Origin of the sequence: Sphingobium herbicidovorans (assembly GCF_002080435.1) — a bacterium.
GTDB lineage: Bacteria > Pseudomonadota > Alphaproteobacteria > Sphingomonadales > Sphingomonadaceae > Sphingobium > Sphingobium herbicidovorans.
This window is the reverse complement of the sequence record NZ_CP020538.1, coordinates 2,662,835-2,679,249: the sequence shown is the minus strand read 5'-3', so window position 1 is coordinate 2,679,249 and position 16,415 is coordinate 2,662,835. Positions and strand designations below refer to the sequence as shown.

Here is a 16,415-nt window from a genome sequence, read left to right as displayed (position 1 = left end):
CTGGCTAGGCGAAGTTGGAAGAAGGGCCGTTACGAAGCCGAGAATTTCATCAGCTTGATCGCCTCGGAATTGGCGACCGCGCCGCCGATCCGCTTGACCGCATAGAAATGCACGAACGGCTTGTTGCTGAACGGATCGCGCAGGATGCTCGTCTCGCTGCGTTCGGAAATCACATAGCCCGCCTGGAAATTACCAAAGGCGATGGACAGCGATCCCGCCGCGATATCCGGCATGTCCTCGGCCTCGACCACCGGATAACCCAGCAGCGTCGCTGGCTGCCCGGCGCTAAGCGAAGGCTGCCAGATGAACGCGCCATCACTCGTCTTCATCTTGCGAATGACCGCCAGCGTCGCCGAATTCATCACGAACACGGCCCCCTGACGATAGGGCGCGCGCAGGCTCTGCACCAGGTCGATCAGCTTGTCCTGCGGGCTGGTGGCCGCAAAGCCCGCCGACGCGCCCGCCGCGACATATTGCAGCGACCCGAAAGCACGGACGCCGTCGGCTTCATTGGTGGTTGCGTAGGTCAGGAAACCCTTGGGCTTGTCCGTGCCATTGCCGTTGACGAAGGCAGCGCCCTCGGCTGCGGCGAACTCGCGGGCGATCTCCCCCGCCAGCCAGCCTTCGACATCGAACTGCGCGTCGTCCAGCATCGCCTGGCTCGCCGCCGGGTTGGCGTACAGCTCACCGGAAGGCGGCACGATCTCGTTAAAGCTGGGCGTCCCCGTTTCCGCCCGCGCGCCCGTCTCGCTGGCCCAGCCGGACACAATGCCGCCCGAAGTCACCAGCTTGCGATAACCCGCCGTGCCCGTCCGCACGACATTGGCGATGGACCTGATCGGCGAAATGCTCTTCAGCGTCGCGTCGATGATCTGGTCGATCTCGCGCGGCACCGCATAGCCGCCCGCAGCGCCACTCGCGCCCGAAAAGCTCTTCAGCTCCACGCCCGCCTCAAGCCCCTGCCGCAAATAGCGATCGACAAACGCCGCCCGCTTGGGGTCGAAGGCCCCGCCCTTCACCCCATCCAGCGCAGGCCGCTGCTGCTGCACCAGCACCCCTTTCAGCGCCGCAATCTCCCCTTCGAGCGCCTCGATGCGCTCACCCTGCACCACCGCGTCAAAGCTCGCTTCCAACTGGTCCGTCATCCACCACTCCTCAGACATAAAAAAACCTTCTCCCCACCGGGGAGAAGGATACGAAGCCTTGCCAGCTCGCTGGCCAGGCAAAGTTGGATGAGGGGGCTTGCTACCCCTCCACCGCAATCACCCGCGCCAATGGCTGCATCGGGTGCGTGACGACGCTCACCTCCACCAGCTCCAAAGCCAGCAGTTCGCGCGGAGAAGCCCCCCGCGCCTCGCGCACCCGATAGCCGAAGGACAGGCCGTCCACCGTCCGGTCCTTCAGCGCGCGCGCCGCCGCCCGTCCGGCGCTGGTCCGCCGTGAAACCCGCCCGATCACCCGCAATCCGCGCGCATCTTCCTCGACCCGCTCCACGGTTCCGATCGCATCGCCGGGCGAATGCTGCCACAGCAGCGGCACGCCCGCCGCCACACCTGCAAAGGCGCCCGGACGCACCACATCGCCGCCATGATCCATACGGTCGAACACCGCCGCATAGCCCGCGAACCGGACATCCTCACAAGGCTCCGGCCCGCTCATCCGCGCACCATCCCGATCAGGCCCGCCTTCACCGCAACGCCCAGCAGGATCAGCGCCATCACGATCCGCACGGCCCAGCCGACGACAGCGCCGCGCGCCGCCTTTTTCGCGTCGCGCCATGCCGACAGCAGCTCCCGCAATTCCCGCACATCCCCCTCCGCGCTGCGATCGGACAGCCCCAGCCGCTCCAGCGCCCGCCCCGCGCCCAGCTCGCTCGCCTCCTCAATCAGAGCGCGGATCATCACCATGTCCGCCTGCCCCGGCGCGCTCTCAGCCTGCGCCACCAGCCGCGCCAGCATCTCGCCATCATATTTCATCGGCCCACTCCCGATTATTTTCGCGCAGAGCCGCAGAGATCGCAGAGCAACAAAAAGCCGCCCAAAGGCGGCCCTCAAAAATCTCCGCGCCTCCGCGTGAATCAAGAACCTCCGCGCCCTCCGCGCCCTCCGCGCCCTCTGCGCCCTCTGCGCCTCTGCGCGAACCTCAAATCCCCAGCATCGCCCTCTTCTCGTCCGCCGTCAGGAAATCCGCGCTCGCCACCCGCTCCCACAAAGCCGCCCGCTCATCCGACAAGGCAGGCACCGCATCCATATCCGCCGCCAGCGTCAGCCCCGGCCACCACCCCTGCAACCCCTGCGCCAGCCCGCCGCAGATCTTCCCCACCAGCGGCAATATCGTCTGCCGCCACAGCGCCTTGTTCGCCTCGCGATAATTGGCGTAGGCATTGTCGCCCGGCAGGCCCATCAACATCGGCGGCACGCCAAAGGCGAGCGCAATCTCCCGCGCCGCCGCAGCCTTCAGGCCGACGAAATCCATCTCCGCCGGCGTCAGGCTCATCGCCTTCCAATCCAGCCCGCCCTCCAGCAGCATCGGCCGCCCCGCATTGGCCGCACCGGAAAAAGCGACCTCCATCTCCCGCTTAACCCGCTCGAACTGCTCAGGCGACATCACCGACCCGTCTCCCGGATCATAGACCATCGCCCCCGAAGGCCGCGCCGCATTGTCCAGCAGAGCCTTGTTCCACACCGTCGCCGCATTGTGGATCGCCACCGCCCCAGCCGCCGCGCCGACACAACCCAGCCCATAATGATCGTCCAGCGGATGCAGCGCCTTCAGGTGCAGGATCGAAGCCCGCCCAACGCCATCCTCCGGCATCAACCGCGTCACACTATCCCCCACGCGATAGAGATAAGCCGCAGGCCACCCTCGCGCGTCAGCCTCAACGCTCACCCGCTCGGGCCGCAGCGCATATAGCTCGGCAGGCTTGCCGTCAGCGCCCGCCATCACCTGCACATAGCCATTGCCGTGCAGCATCAAATGGCTCGCCAGTGTCTCGACCAGCCCCTGCCCCGCCGAACAACGCGTCAACAGCGAAGCCACACGGCCATACTCCGCATCCTCCACCCCATTCACCGCCAGCGTTGTCGCGCCCGCGCCTTCCGACACCAGCCGCAACGCCCGCTGCGCCACCGGATTGCCGATCACCCCGGCGCGCACCTGCGCCTCATAGGAAGCAGGCCACTCCCCCAAAGCCATCGCGCCCGATCCCCAGGCACGCGCCAACACCGGCCGCGCGCCCGAACGCGCCGCCTTCGCCCCGAACAATTTCATGAAAGCCCCCGCCACAAAAACAAAATCCTCTCCCGTTCAGGGGAGAGGATGGTGAAGGTTGGCGGCTCGCCGCCTACCATAACCTGGAGAGGGGAACGCCCTCTCCCTTCATCTCAAGGATTACGCCGCAACACCCGATCACACTCCGCGTTCGTTCCCTCGCTCTTTCCGATCACACGCCCCGCCACGGCGCCCGCCGCGCCAGCCAGCAGGGATTCGCCCAGGTTGCCGCCCGCCAAAGCGCCCACGCCAGCACCGCCAGCCGCGCCGATCACAGTCCCGCGATCACGCCCCTTCTTCGCCTGCAACAGGCAATAGCGCACATCATCCCTGTCCCGTGGAGCCGCGCGGGCCACACGCGCCCGTTCCTTGCTGCTCAGCGACGCAGCCATCACCGGCGTCGCAACCAGCGTCGCGCCAGCGGCTATCATCATGATTCTGGCCAGCTTCATGACCTTCACTCCTCACACAAAATTCACTGCAACAGTACGCCGGGCAAGCCGGCGCGGTTCCTCACACCGGCCGCACCCGCGCCTGTCCGCGCCGTCCCAGCATCAGTTCGCTCAGCGCCCACACCAGCGCGTCGGCCCGGTCGGGCGACCGGCCCGGCCCCACATAGCCGCCACCGGCCACCAGCCCGCACATCTCATCCTCCAGCGTCCAGAAGGCCCCCCGATGCCGCACGCGTCCCGCCTCATACAGCGCCGCCACCGGTTCTGCCCGCGCCGACTTCCCCCGGCTCGCATGCACCAGCCGCACCGGCAGCGCCGCCTCCGCCGCGCGCAGCACGCTTTCCACCATCGCGCCGCCATTATTGGCCTCCGCGATCACCCGGTCCGCGCCATGCTGCGCCGCCGCCTGCGCGACCGCGCGGGCCCAGCCCTCCGGCGTCGCCTTCTCGACGCTTGCATCGGCAATTACATAAGCGCGCCCGTCGCCGCCCAGTCCCGCTACGATGATCCCGCACGCATCGCCATGCGCGGACGCTGGCGGATCGACGCCCACCACCACCCGCGACAGCAGCGCGCCGCCATCCTCCCGCTCGGGCACATGCGCCACCCGGCACCGCTCCAGCAGGTCGCGGCTCCACAGCGCGCCCTCGACGTCGCTGATCAGCTCGCCTTCCAGTTCTTGCCGCCCCAGCCGCGTCGCGCCATAGCTCTGCTCCATCGCCGCCACGAAGCCATCCGCCAGGTTCGCCAGATTGTCCGCCGTTCGCCCGCGCGTCACCACGACGCCATTGTCCTTCCCCGCCACCAATGTCCGCACCAGCGGCACCGGGCGCGGCGTCGTCGTCGCCAGCACGCGCGGCCGATCGCCCAGCCGCATGCCCATCATCAGATTGTCCCACGCCGCCTCGCCGCCCGGCCATTTGGCGATCTCATCCGCCCAGCCATGGCTGAACTGCGGCCCACGCAGCGATTCCGCGTCCGCCGCGCCGAACAGCAGCGCCATCGCGCCATTGGGCCATATCAGCCGCCGCAGCGCGGGAGAAAAGGCTGGCCGGTTCCACCATGGCGCAACCGCCAGCAGCCCGGACGGTCCCTCCACCATCACGCTGCGCGCCTCGCCCAGCGTCGCGCCGACCAAAGCGATCCGCGCCCGCCCGTCCCGTTCGGCGATGGCGCGCACCCATTCCGCTCCGGCCCGCGTCTTGCCAAATCCGCGTCCGGCCATCATCAGCCAGATGCGCCAGTCGCCTTCGGGCGCCAACTGTTCGGGCCGCGCCAGCCATTCCCAATCATGCGCCAACGCCTGCGCCGCCGCGCCGTTCAGCCCGGCCAACACCCGCTCGCGCGCCTCGTCGGGCAGCGCCGCCAACCGCTCGAAATCCGAAATGCCCCCCACAGGCCTTGCTCCCTTCCCGCGCTCAGCCTCTACTTCGTCGTCAGTCACTTCCTTTGCGTCACTGGCAGCCTGAATGTTTGGCGATGAGCAGGGGCCGACGCGAAACATCGATCCCTACTCAATCCCCCCTCTTCTCCCGCACTCTCTCCAGCGCCTTGCGCAGCCGTTCGACAGCATCCTCGCCATCGGGCCTGTCGACCGCATCCGCCGCGATCCTCCCCGCCGCTTCGCGCTGATGCTGCACCAGCAGCCGCACGGCCACCGCATTGGGATGCCCGCGCTTCAGCTTGCGGCTCTTCACCTGCCCCTGCGCATCCAGCACCACTTCTTCCTGCTCCGTCCCGAACAGCGCCTGCCGCAGCAGCAGGGCCTCCAACTCGGCATAACCGATGCTCAGCGCCTGCGCCCATTCCCGCGCAAAGCCCGGATCGCGCCGCTTCTGATAATAGGCGCTCGACAGGTTTTTGCCGGCCACCCGCGCCGCCTCGCTGACATTGCAGGTCGCGGCCAGCGTTTCCATGAAGCTCTTGCGCCTCGCCTCTGTCCAACCATCCTTGCGCACGGCCCTGACCTGCGCTCCGCTTCCCGCCGCACCGCGCTGGCTGCGCTGCACAGTCAGGACGCGGTCCGGGCCATCGCTCGCCTTCCCGGAAAAACGCCTCGTCCCGGCTCCGTCCTCCTGCTTTGCCATGCCACGCTGTCCTCCCGCTCATCCCCAAGCAAAAAGGGCCGGTCCAACCGGACCAGCCCTTGCCTCGTCACCGCTGCGGCGACTCACAACTCCCAATATCGACATTCCTGCCAGAACAGCGTGACGATGTCAAGATAAATGTTCCAAATAGGTTATTTCAGCTTGTCCTTCATTTTCTCGATCTGCGGGATTTCAATCTCCAGGGCAGCGGCAAAGCTGGGGCGCGCGCGCATCCGCTCCATCCATTGTCCAACTTTTGGCCAACGATCCGCGATTTGCACCGTATCGCAATAGCCGACATTCATCAGCGGGCACACGACCGCGATGTCGGCCAACGTAAATCGATCCTCCACCAGAAAACCGCTGTCAGGCAATGTCTTCTCGATATAATCCAGCACGCGCGGCAGAGCTTCGGCCTCTGCCTTTTCCGCCGCCGCCAGATCCTGCGGCATGCCCATCAGCGGCGCGACCACGCGGTTGAAGAAGATCGCAGCGCCCGCCGCCTGCACGATGGTATCGCCAAATTCCTCATACCATATTGTCCGAGCCCGCGCCTTCGGCTCCAGCGGGATCAGGTTCGGTTCAGGCTGGACAGCATCCATATAGGTTATGATCGCGCTGCTGTCGCTGATCAGGAAATCGCCATCCTGAAATGCCGGTATCTTGCCGAAGGGAGATGCCTGGGCGAAGATTTCCCCGCCCTGCCCGAACCCGCCCGGCTTCACCTCTACCGCCAGCTCTTTTTCTGCGGCGAAGACGATGACCTTGCGGACAAAGGGTGAAACCCGCGCACCATAGATGATCATGATATTCCTCCCGGATCGGTCAATGGGCGGATCATGCCAAACAAGTATCGAAACGCAACCTAAATCACATGCCAGCCGCGCCGCCGTCCACCAGTTTGCGACTGTAATCGATTCTGATCCGCACCCAACTGCCGATCATCGGCTTGCCGTTCACGCGCGGGGGCGCACCATGAACTGCCACGCGGCCAGCCGCACCGCCCGTGCAAAGCCCGACCCTTGCGGCGATTCGCCCAGCGCCTGACAATTTTCGACACGGAAATTCTCAACCGTCTTGCAGGCCACCAGCCCCCATCCGTCGCCCGGCGCGCTCGCGGGCAGATAGGTGGACAATTCCGCATGACTTGGCCGCCGATACCATTCCGCCTCGAACAGATGCACGCCGCCCGGCCCCTCGCCCGGCCCAGCCGCCATGCGGCTGTCCCCCTGGCCCGATGCGCCTTCGCCCACATCCTTGCGCGCCATCTTGCCGATGTCCGCTGACGCCATCTGCGCGCGGTCGAGTTGCAGGAAGGGTAACGTCGCGGGCCGTTCTTCCGTGGGCGTCTCTAATGGCTTGGGCGGCTGGACGACGGCGGGCTTGCGCGCTTCCGCCGCCTCGGCCCGCTTCTCCTGCCGCTGCTCGCTCTTCTCCGCCCTGGCTTCGGGCGCAGCGGCCATTTCGAAAGTCACCGGCTGACGGGGATCCTCGACCCGCGGCTCAGGCTGCGGCGACAGCGTCAGCAACGCCAGCAGCAGCAAACCATTCAGCCCCAGCGCAAACAGCAGGCCGCCGCCGCGCTCGCGCACCCTGGACCATGATGGGGAAGTCAGTGTCACGAAATAACGGCCGGGCTGCTGATGCGGAAATGGGGTCTTGCCCACACGCCGCCCGCGCGTCAACGCCGTCACCTCAGCATATGTCTTCCTCGCGCACGACCGGGCGGCTTTCGCGCGTCGCCCGCATCCGGCTCGCCTTATCCTCCGGATCGGACGTCAGCACGACATGATCCTCATGCACCTCCAGCAGCGTGCCGACAAAGGGCATGCCTTCAAGGCTCCCCGTCACGCGATAGCTCACTGTGTCGCCCACCTTGAACGTCGCGGGATCGGTGTTGAATTCAAACGAGCATGCGCCCTCTCCCATGCCTAGCATGACCTTCTCCTTTGCCCCGATTCTAGAGGCGCCCCGCACCGGGTCAACAATTTCGCCTTTGTCATGAAAAGGAAAGCGCTGGCGGTCGGTTTCAATCTCCGCTACGTCCGCCACCGATGCTCACCAAGCTCTATCAGTGGACGCTGGCCAAAGCCGCCCACGCCCATGCCGAACGCTGGCTCTTCGTCATATCCTTCATGGAATCCAGCTTCTTTCCTATTCCGCCGCATCCGCTGCTCGGCCTCATGTGCCTTGCCCGGCCGGAACGCGCGATCCGCTTTGGCGTCATATGCACGCTCGCCTCGGTGCTGGGCGGCATGCTTGGCTATGCCATCGGCTTTTTCCTCTATGAAGCGGTCGGGCAGCAGATACTCGACACCCTTGGCCTGGCCTCCAAATTCCCGGTCGCCGCCTGCTATCTGCGCGAATATGGCGCGGAAATCATCCTGGTGAAGGGCGCGACGCCGATCCCCTTCAAGCTCATAACCATCACTGCGGGCTTCATCGGCCTCCCCCTCTTCACCTTTATCTGGGCGAGCATCCTGTCCCGCGCATTCCAGTTCATGCTGGTGGGCTTTCTGTTCTGGAAATTCGGTCGCCCCATAAAGGCGTTCATCGAAAAATATCTGGGCCTGCTCTCCGCAGCCTTCCTGGTCCTTGTCGTCGGCGGCTTCATCGCGGCCTCCATGCTGTCGGGCGGCGGGGACAAGAGCGACGCATGCAGCGGCGCCACCATGGCCACGCTGCGCTGATCGCTCGGTCCATGCAGGACATGTTCGCCCGCTATCCCCGGCTCGGCGCGCTTGGCGCAGGATTCCTCGCCGCCACCGGCTTCGAACCACTTCGGCTCTGGCCCGTCACCCTCGCCTGCCTCGCGCTGCTCCTCTGGCTTATCGCGCGCGCACCCGCGCCCCGCGCAGCCTTCACCCGCGGCTGGCTGTTCGGCCTTGGCCATTTCACGCTGGGCCTCAACTGGATCGCCCACGCCTTCAGCTTCCAGGACGCGATGCCGCACTGGTTCGGCTATAGCGCGGTGGTCATCCTGTCGCTCTATCTCGCCGTCTATCCCGCCCTTGCGGCTTTGGGCGCGTGGTGGTTGTCCGGCAAGTTGCTCCGGGCCGAACGCAGCGGCCTTCCCTTCATCCTCCTCTTCGCCGCCTGCTGGATCGCCAGCGAATATCTGCGCGCCGTGGCCTTCACCGGCTTTGCGTGGAACCCGCTCGGCGTCACGCTGCTCCCCACCGGCATCGCCATCGCGGCGACGCTGATCGGCACCTATGGCCTCGGCGCGCTGACGATCCTCGCGGCCGGAGCCATCCTGCTAGGCCTCCGTCGCCGCTGGTTCCCCGCCGCCGCGATAGCCGCGCCGCTCTGCGCCCTCGCGCTCTGGGGCCTCCTTGCCCCCGCGCCGCCGACCCCCGCAGGCGCACCGCGCATTCGCGTCGTTCAACCGAACATCGGCCAGGATGAAAAATATTCGCCGGAGCTAGAGGAGGCGCATTTCCGCACCCTCGCCCGCCTGTCCGGCGAACAGCGGCCCGCCCCCCGCCTCATCTTCTGGCCGGAAGCCGCGATCCCCGCCTATCTCGACATGGAACCGCTATGGCGCGCCCGCCTCGCCGCGTTGCTCGGTCCCGGCGACCTGCTGATGACCGGCGCGACGAAGGTCTATTTCAAGCAGGTGGAGGAAAATGGCGTCGCCACCAACGCGCTGGCGGGCGCGAACAACAGCCTCTTTATCGTCTCGCCCCAGGCACAGCTGCTCAGCCGCTATGACAAGGCGCACCTTGTCCCCTATGGCGAATATCTGCCCATGCGCGCCCTGCTCCAGCCAATCGGCCTGTCGCGCCTCGTGCCCGGTGACGCCGATTTCTGGCCCGGCCCCGGCCCGCAAAGCCTGCCCCTGCCCGCCACGCTAGGCCGCCCGGAAATCAAGATGGGCGTCCAGATCTGCTATGAAATCATTTTCTCAGGGCAGGTGATCGACGCGGCCAATCGCCCCGCCTTCCTCTTCAACCCCTCCAACGACGCCTGGTTCGGCAGTTGGGGGCCGGTCCAGCATCTCGCGCAAGCCCGCCTGCGCGCCATTGAAGAGGGCATCCCCATCATCCGCTCCACCCCCACCGGCGTCTCCGCCGTCGTCGATGCGCGCGGCCATGTGCTGCGCGCGCTGGGCCTGAACCGCGCCGGTTTCCTCGACGGCGCGCTGCCGCCAGCCCTGCCCCCAACGCTGTTCGCGCGGCTGGGCAACTGGGCGTCCATCCTGTTCATGATGCTGCTTGCCGGTCTGGCCATTGCCATCCCCAGAACGAAAAGCTAATAGGGCACATAAACTTTTCTTTATGTCGCTTTTCAAGCCAGCCTGCTAACGGGAGTCCCATGCGCAGCAACTATCTCTTCACCTCGGAATCCGTATCCGAAGGCCATCCCGACAAGGTTGCGGACCAGATTTCCGACGCCATCGTCGATCTCTTCCTCTCCAAGGACCCCGAAGCCCGCATCGCCTGCGAAACGCTGACCACGACCCAGCTCGTCGTCCTCGCTGGTGAAATCCGGTGCAAGGGCGTCTATGAAGACGGCGCATGGGCGCCCGGTGCGCAGGAAGAGATCGAACGGACCGTTCGCGAAACCGTAAAGCGCATCGGTTATGAACAGGACGGCTTCCACTGGGAAACTTTCCGCTTCGAAAACAACCTTCACGCCCAGTCCGCGCACATCGCGCAGGGCGTGGACGCCGCGGGCAACAAGGATGAAGGCGCGGGCGACCAGGGCATCATGTTCGGTTTCGCCTGTGACGAAACCCCCGACCTCATGCCCGCCACGCTCGACTACAGCCACAAGATCCTGGCGAAGATGGCCGCCGACCGCCACAGCGGCCGCGCGCCCTTCCTGGAACCGGACGCCAAGAGCCAGGTCACGCTGCGCTTTGAAAATGGCAAGCCTGCCGCCGCCACCGCCATCGTCGTCTCGACCCAGCATGCGCCGGGCTATGACACGGGCGCCAAGGAAGCCGAGCTGAAGGACTATGTGAAGGGCGTCATCGCCGAAGTCCTGCCCGGCGACCTGCTCAGCGACGAAACCGTCTATCACATCAACCCGACCGGCAGCTTTGAAATCGGTGGGCCTGATGGCGACGCTGGCCTCACCGGGCGCAAAATCATCGTCGACACCTATGGCGGCGCATCGCCCCATGGCGGCGGCGCATTTTCGGGCAAGGACCCCACCAAGGTCGATCGCTCTGCCGCCTACATCACCCGCTATCTGGCGAAGAATATCGTCGCCGCCGGGCTTGCCCGCCGCTGCACGATCCAGCTCGCCTATGCGATCGGCGTGTCCGAGCCGCTGTCGCTCTATGTCGATACCCACGGCACCGGCAGCGTTGACGATGCAAAGATCGAAGAAGCGATCAAGTCGATCAAGGAACTGGGCGGCCTGACCCCGCGCGGCATCCGCACGCATCTTGGCCTTAATAAGCCCATATATCGCCCCTCGGCCGCCTATGGCCATTTCGGCCGCAAGCCCGAAGGCGACTTCTTCCCCTGGGAACGCACCGACCTGATCGAAAAGCTGAAGGCGGCGCTCTAACGCTCAAAGCTGCTCAATGACCAAGGCGCGCGGGGAGATAATCCCTGCGCGCCTTGCCCTTGCCCCCATGGCTCCGTCCCGCTAAGCGCGCGCCCATGACCGCGCACAAATCCGGCGACCCCACCACGCTCAACCGCCTTTACGGCCGCCAGTCGGGGCACAAGCTCCGCGCAGGCCAGCAGCAACTCGTCGATACGCTGCTCCCCGCCGTCTCGGTCCCCGAAGAAGGCGAAATCACCGCCGCCGACCTTTTCGGCTACGACCGCCCGCTCCATTTTGAAATCGGCTTCGGTGGCGGCGAGCATATGGCCTATCGCGCGGATATGCTGCCCGACCATGGCTTCATCGGCTGCGAGCCATTCCTGAACGGCGTCGTCACCGCGCTCGGCCATATTCGCGACAAGGCGCTCGGTAATGTCCGCGTCCATATGGGCGACGCGCTGCAAGTCCTCTCGCGCATCCCCGACGGGGCATTGAGCTTCGTCTATCTGCTCCATCCCGACCCCTGGCCAAAGGCGCGCCACGCCAAGCGCCGCATGATGAACCCCGGCCCGGTCGGAATGATCGCGCGCAAGCTGAAACCCGGCGGCGAGTTCCGCTTCGGCACCGATCATCCGGTCTATCTTCGCTGGGCGCTGATGGTGATGAACGGCCATCCCGATTTCGACTGGCTGGCGAACGATCCCAAGGACTTCCTCACCCGCCCCGGCGGCTGGCCCGAAACCCGCTACGAAGCCAAGGCCCGAAGCCTGGGCCACGAAGTGTGGTATGTGCGCTGGAGACGTAGGTAGATCGTATTATAGCGTTGAAAAAGAAAGGTTTTTTCTGACCTGCCTACGCCAGCCTGGTAGTCTTTTAGCAGTGTTTTCCGCTACGGTGATTACCCGGTGATTACTCGGCACGCTAGGCGGGAGGCCCCAAGTTGGCGAATGGAAAAATCACAAAGCGGACCGTCGATTCGTTGGTGTCCCAAGGCTATATCGGCTTTGTTTGGGACCTCGATACCAAAGGGTTCGGGGCCAAATTTACCAAATCAGGAGCCATCTCCTACGTCCTCCAATACAGGATGGGCGGCCGTGAGGCTGCTACGCGGCGATATACAATTGGTAGGCACGGATCCCCCTGGACACCGACGACCGCTCGCACCGAAGCAGAGCGCCTCCTGATCCTTGTCGCGCAAGGCCGAGACCCGGTCGAAGCAGACAAATTGCGGCGGCGGGAGGCCGTCGATCTCGCCTTCTCCAACTACGCGGATCTCTTCGGTAATTCAGTGAGGGGAGAGGGGTGGACAAAAATGGTCAAGCGCTCCCTCCGACTGCATGTTAAGCCCATACTCAAGAACAAACCGCTGCCGCAGATCACCCGATCCGACATAGCCGCTGTTCTCGACGCCATGCCCGTCAGTCAGATCGCCAAGCGGCGAGATGTCTTCGCAGTGATCAGACGCATGTTTCGCTGGGCCGTCAGCCGAGGCGATCTCGAGCGCAGTCCTACGGAAGGTATGGAGACGCCGCCTCCTGTCACGCCACGGGAGCGCTGGCTCGCCGACGATGAGCTTAAAAGAATCTGGAAGCACGCTCCTATAGCAGATCCTTGTTTCGGTCCGATAGTTCGGCTCCTCATAGTAACTGGCCAACGCCGAGAAGAGGTGTCTAAGATTGCATGGGAGGAGCTCGATCGCGCCGAAAAGCTTTGGACCCTTCCCGGCACACGGGCGAAGAATGGCAAGGCGAATACGATCCCCTTGAACGACCTTGCCATCCGCGTCCTTGATGACGTCGCCGGGGGAGCGCAGTGGCCCGGTCATGGAAGGCTCTTTTTGACCTCCAGGGGCGGCTCATTCACCGGCTATCACAAAGGTAAATTGAAGGTGGACCGCGCAATCACGGCAGAACGCGGGTCCGCCTTGCCCCCCTGGCGTTTGCATGATCTCAGACGCACCCTGGCGACGAATTTTCAACGTCTGGGTGTCCGCTTCGAAGTTACCGAGGCTGTGCTAAATCACGTAGGCTTAGCTCGATCCGGCGTGGCGGGCATCTATCAACGGCATGATTGGCGCGATGAAAAGCGAGCCGCGCTTGAGGCCTGGAACGATCACTTGTCGCAGATAATCGCAGTAGATTCTGATATCGCGAGCGAAGACTATCTCCGTTTGATCGCATGATTTCGTGCGTCCTGTGACTCGGAGAGCGGCGGATGTGACCGGGAGGGGTCGGGTTTGCAAAGCCAATGGGAGAGGTTTGCTGCGGCGGGCCCGATCGGTCACTTTCAGTTCGCGGGGGCAGGATTTCCGAATCATACATCTAACTGCCCAATCGGCTCGCTGGACAAATTGGCGCAGCGCGATCTGGAGTTTTGCCGTCAGCCGTGGCAGTGCGAGGCATGCATCCCCGCCCGATCTGGCTCCTGTTGGCGCTCGTCACTCTTAGTGCCCTCACGCTATCGATCGCTCGCTATGGCGGCCATCCGGTTTGGCCGACCGAGGTCTTGGCCTTTGGGTTCCGATGGGCGTTCATCGCCGCCTTTGCGATGTTCGGCCGTGCCGTTTTTCACCGCCGATCACGCTAGCGGATGCTCGGCATAACCTTGACCGTACTGGCTACCGTGACCCATCCCCGCACGCTCGCTGCCTCGATCAGAAGGCGAGGCTGGTCTGAACCGGTTTCGTCAAAATCTCCTCGATTCGGAACATCTGAGCCGGTGGCGTCACGAGCAGTTCTGACTCGGGACGGCTCAGGTCCAACCACTGCATGACCTGACGCCGCTCGATAATCGCTCCATGGCGAGCCTGATAGCGGATTACCTCGGGATTGGCATCGACCGTGAGGATACGATAGCTGACCGGCCAGTCACCCATGGGCGGCTCCCAGATCCCAGCCAAATAAAAGAAATTGCCGTCTTCCCTGAAGGCGCGAAATTTCTTCTCACCATTGCGGATATGGAATTCGGACGCCGGTACCAGGCAGCGGTTGCTGGCGAAGCGCTTTCCTTCAACACGGATGAACTCATAGGAAATGCCGTCGCTGAACTGCGGATTGGAACCCCAGACCGCCTCGATCATCTCGATCTCAGCTGCGTCATTGGGGTTTCGCCTGATGATCGCACGCCGGCTTCCCGCAGCGGCCGTATCGAATGGAGTTGCGCTCGAGTCCATAATAGGAACATACAGAGAACGACGGTCGGCAGCAAGGCGCGGCGCGACCGGTTTTCGTTCCAGCGTCGATGGGTGTTGTTCCACTGATATATATAAAGTATATCCAACTTATCGGAGGATATCCCATGTCACTTTACGTCAAGGATAATGAAGTGAACCGGATGGCAGAGCGTCTGGCGATGCTGCAAAAAATAAGCAAGACCGAAGCCGTTCGCCGGGCGTTGCGACACGAGCTCGAGCGCGAGCAGCAAATGCCTTCGCTGGTGGAACGCGGATTGGCGTTTGCCCATTCCCTGCGTGCAAAAGCGGGACCTGCTGCGGGACGAACGGCCGACAAGGAATTTATCGACAGCCTCTATGGTGAACCATAATGTTTGTGGACGCGTCCGCTCTTACATCGATACTGGCTGCCGAAGGCGACGCTCCGGAGCTGTTGGCTCGCCTCCAGAAGGCGCGCGTCCGTATCACATCCCCCCTCGCAGTCTGGGAGACGGTCCTAGCAATTTCTCGGATTCTCGACCTGGAGGTTCGTCACGCTCATGAAGCCGTAGAGGAATTTCTCGCCCTTGCCGAAATTCAGGTCACAGCGGTACCGCCAGAGGCCCGAGATCACGCGATCGATGCCTATGATCGCTACGGGAAGTCACGGCATCCGGCTTCCCTCAACTTCGGCGACTGCTTTGCCTATGCTTGTGCCCGGATTGCCGGCGTGCCGCTCCTCTACAAGGGCGACGACTTTCCTCAGACCGACATCGAAACAGCCTAGAGGAGCAAGGCCCGCCATAAGACGAACCCTGTTTGTTGAATGGCCGGGAGCAAGAGGCGCAGCTGGTGAGGATCATGCAATGTGCAACGACTACCGCCTTGAGGTGGACATCGCCTCGATCGCCGAGGATTTTGAAAATCTGCAGATCAAGATCAAAATGCCTGAAGGCGCGCCCAATGTGCCCGCGCGCGAGGACATCAAGATCACCGACATAGCGCCCATCCTCCGTTCCGTTGAAGGCGAACGGGGCATCGGCGAACTGGTAAACAGGCGCTGGAGCTGGCCCGGCCCGAGGGGCAAACCTGTCTACAACTTCCGCAGCGAGGGACGCGCATTCAGTTCGCACCGCTGCCTGATCCTGGCGGACGGCTTCTATGAATTCACCGACCCGGCAGACCCGAAACAGAAGCGGCTCGACAAATGGCTGTTCACCATGAGGGATCACCCATGGTTCTGCATCGCGGGCATCTGGCGCGAGAGCGCTGCTGGCGAGGCGTTCACGATGCTGACCATGGATGCAGGCCCCGACGTTGCGCCCTATCATCATCGCCAGATCATCCCGCTCACCCGCGACCAATGGGCCGACTGGCTTGATCCGACGGTGCCGACCAATGAGGTACTGCGCTGGCTGCCGCCGGGTAGCCTGCCCGTCACCCAGGTCTATGGTGCCCCACCCGCACAGGGAGGGCTCGTTCGATGACAGCCGATGCGACCCTCGCGCGCTTCGTCGAGGCGCAGGCTGAAATCTATGATACGGCCTTGGCGGAAATTCGGGCGGGTGCAAAACGCTCGCACTGGATGTGGTTCATCTTCCCGCAGCTTCGTGGTTTGGGCCAGAGCCCGACTGCCCATTATTACGGCATTGCCTCGCTCGCCGAAGCCCGTGCCTATCTCGCCCATGGCTTGCTCGGCACCCGCTATCTCGAGTGCGTGTCGGCGCTGCAGGCACTCAGGAGCCAGGACCCGGCCGCGGTCTTGGGTTCTGTCGACGCCACGAAGCTGCGCTCCTCTTTGACGCTGTTCGAGTGGGCTGACCCTTAGCCGCTCTTTGCCGAGGCGCTGGACCGCTGGTTTGACGGTGCGCGGGATCCAGCAACGCTGCAGATGCTCAAAGGTTGAGCCGATAAGCCACGCCAAGAGACTGGAGCGGCAGGATTCATCAG

At 64.1% G+C, this 16,415-nt stretch carries 20 protein-coding genes; 9 read left to right on the top strand and 11 right to left on the bottom strand.

The features are described 5' to 3' along the window. Positions 1 to 29: 29 nt before the first annotated feature. From B6S01_RS13300 to B6S01_RS13255, 10 genes are all read right to left on the bottom strand, one after another. Entirely contained in the window at positions 30 to 1,145 is a 1,116-nt protein-coding gene (locus B6S01_RS13300) for a phage major capsid protein (protein WP_231568036.1), read from the bottom strand. Positions 1,146 to 1,245: 100 nt separating this feature from the next. After that, entirely contained in the window at positions 1,246 to 1,659 is a 414-nt protein-coding gene (locus B6S01_RS13295) for an HK97 family phage prohead protease (protein ID WP_037467264.1), read from the bottom strand. After that, positions 1,656 to 1,976: a DUF6127 family protein gene (locus B6S01_RS13290; protein WP_037467262.1), complete on the bottom strand. Its 321-nt coding sequence runs from the start codon at positions 1,974 to 1,976 to the stop codon at positions 1,656 to 1,658. The genes B6S01_RS13295 and B6S01_RS13290 overlap by 4 nt, the downstream gene beginning before the upstream one ends. 166 nt (positions 1,977 to 2,142) lie before the next feature. Further along, positions 2,143 to 3,270, bottom strand: a complete 1,128-nt coding sequence (locus tag B6S01_RS13285; RefSeq protein WP_037467260.1) for a phage portal protein — start codon at positions 3,268 to 3,270, stop codon at positions 2,143 to 2,145. Between the two features lie 113 nt (positions 3,271 to 3,383). Next, positions 3,384 to 3,722, bottom strand: coding sequence for a hypothetical protein (locus B6S01_RS13280; protein WP_037467309.1), 339 nt, complete (start codon positions 3,720 to 3,722; stop codon positions 3,384 to 3,386). A gap of 61 nt (positions 3,723 to 3,783) precedes the next feature. Continuing rightward, positions 3,784 to 5,118 (bottom strand): DNA-packaging protein, encoded by a 1,335-nt coding sequence (locus B6S01_RS13275; RefSeq protein ID WP_407695203.1) that lies wholly within the window; start codon positions 5,116 to 5,118, stop codon positions 3,784 to 3,786. 118 nt (positions 5,119 to 5,236) lie between these two features. Further along, entirely contained in the window at positions 5,237 to 5,809 is a 573-nt protein-coding gene (locus B6S01_RS13270; RefSeq protein ID WP_037467258.1) for a hypothetical protein, read from the bottom strand. A 152-nt stretch (positions 5,810 to 5,961) separates the two neighbouring features. Beyond that, complete coding sequence (locus B6S01_RS13265) at positions 5,962 to 6,615, bottom strand: glutathione S-transferase family protein (protein WP_037467256.1); 654 nt, start codon at positions 6,613 to 6,615, stop codon at positions 5,962 to 5,964. A 150-nt stretch (positions 6,616 to 6,765) separates the two neighbouring features. Beyond that, complete coding sequence (locus B6S01_RS13260) at positions 6,766 to 7,503, bottom strand: hypothetical protein (RefSeq protein WP_322788853.1); 738 nt, start codon at positions 7,501 to 7,503, stop codon at positions 6,766 to 6,768. 1 nt (position 7,504) lies between these two features. Continuing rightward, positions 7,505 to 7,747 carry a hypothetical protein gene (locus B6S01_RS13255; protein ID WP_037467303.1) on the bottom strand — a complete coding sequence of 81 codons (243 nt, stop codon included), beginning with the start codon at positions 7,745 to 7,747 and terminating at the stop codon, positions 7,505 to 7,507. A 116-nt stretch (positions 7,748 to 7,863) separates the two neighbouring features. On the opposite strand from B6S01_RS13255, the gene B6S01_RS13250 reads away from it, so the two are divergent. The 5 genes from B6S01_RS13250 to B6S01_RS13230 all read left to right on the top strand — a co-directional run bounded on the left by B6S01_RS13250 (position 7,864) and on the right by B6S01_RS13230 (position 13,496). After that, positions 7,864 to 8,499, top strand: a complete 636-nt coding sequence (locus B6S01_RS13250; protein WP_037467253.1) for a YqaA family protein — start codon at positions 7,864 to 7,866, stop codon at positions 8,497 to 8,499. Then, on the top strand, positions 8,466 to 10,067 hold the full coding sequence (gene lnt / locus B6S01_RS13245; protein WP_407695202.1) for an apolipoprotein N-acyltransferase: 1,602 nt from the start codon (positions 8,466 to 8,468) through the stop codon (positions 10,065 to 10,067). The genes B6S01_RS13250 and lnt overlap by 34 nt, the downstream gene beginning before the upstream one ends. Positions 10,068 to 10,126: 59 nt before the next feature. Further along, complete coding sequence (gene metK / locus B6S01_RS13240) at positions 10,127 to 11,332, top strand: methionine adenosyltransferase (RefSeq protein ID WP_037467251.1); 1,206 nt, start codon at positions 10,127 to 10,129, stop codon at positions 11,330 to 11,332. A 95-nt stretch (positions 11,333 to 11,427) separates the two neighbouring features. Continuing rightward, the gene (trmB, locus tag B6S01_RS13235; protein WP_037467247.1) at positions 11,428 to 12,123 is read left to right on the top strand and encodes a tRNA (guanine(46)-N(7))-methyltransferase TrmB; all 696 of its coding nucleotides are present in this window, start codon (positions 11,428 to 11,430) and stop codon (positions 12,121 to 12,123) included. Between the two features lie 131 nt (positions 12,124 to 12,254). Next, entirely contained in the window at positions 12,255 to 13,496 is a 1,242-nt protein-coding gene (locus B6S01_RS13230; RefSeq protein WP_037467244.1) for a tyrosine-type recombinase/integrase, read from the top strand. Between the two features lie 471 nt (positions 13,497 to 13,967). On the opposite strand, the gene B6S01_RS13220 is transcribed toward B6S01_RS13230, so the two are convergent. After that, the gene (locus B6S01_RS13220; protein ID WP_037467239.1) at positions 13,968 to 14,486 is read right to left on the bottom strand and encodes an SOS response-associated peptidase family protein; all 519 of its coding nucleotides are present in this window, start codon (positions 14,484 to 14,486) and stop codon (positions 13,968 to 13,970) included. 161 nt (positions 14,487 to 14,647) lie between these two features. Here B6S01_RS13220 and B6S01_RS13215 point away from each other — a divergent pair, with 161 nt between their 5' ends. From B6S01_RS13215 to B6S01_RS13200, 4 genes are all read left to right on the top strand, one after another. Then, on the top strand, positions 14,648 to 14,857 hold the full coding sequence (locus B6S01_RS13215) for a type II toxin-antitoxin system VapB family antitoxin (RefSeq protein ID WP_231568037.1): 210 nt from the start codon (positions 14,648 to 14,650) through the stop codon (positions 14,855 to 14,857). Then, positions 14,857 to 15,252 (top strand): type II toxin-antitoxin system VapC family toxin, encoded by a 396-nt coding sequence (locus tag B6S01_RS13210; protein WP_037467235.1) that lies wholly within the window; start codon positions 14,857 to 14,859, stop codon positions 15,250 to 15,252. Before B6S01_RS13215 ends, B6S01_RS13210 begins: the two co-directional genes overlap by 1 nt. A 79-nt stretch (positions 15,253 to 15,331) precedes the next feature. Next, positions 15,332 to 15,952, top strand: coding sequence for an SOS response-associated peptidase (locus B6S01_RS13205; RefSeq protein ID WP_037467232.1), 621 nt, complete (start codon positions 15,332 to 15,334; stop codon positions 15,950 to 15,952). Next, on the top strand, positions 15,949 to 16,293 hold the full coding sequence (locus tag B6S01_RS13200) for a DUF1810 domain-containing protein (protein WP_322787650.1): 345 nt from the start codon (positions 15,949 to 15,951) through the stop codon (positions 16,291 to 16,293). The genes B6S01_RS13205 and B6S01_RS13200 overlap by 4 nt, the downstream gene beginning before the upstream one ends. The last annotated feature ends 122 nt before the right edge of the window (positions 16,294 to 16,415 follow it).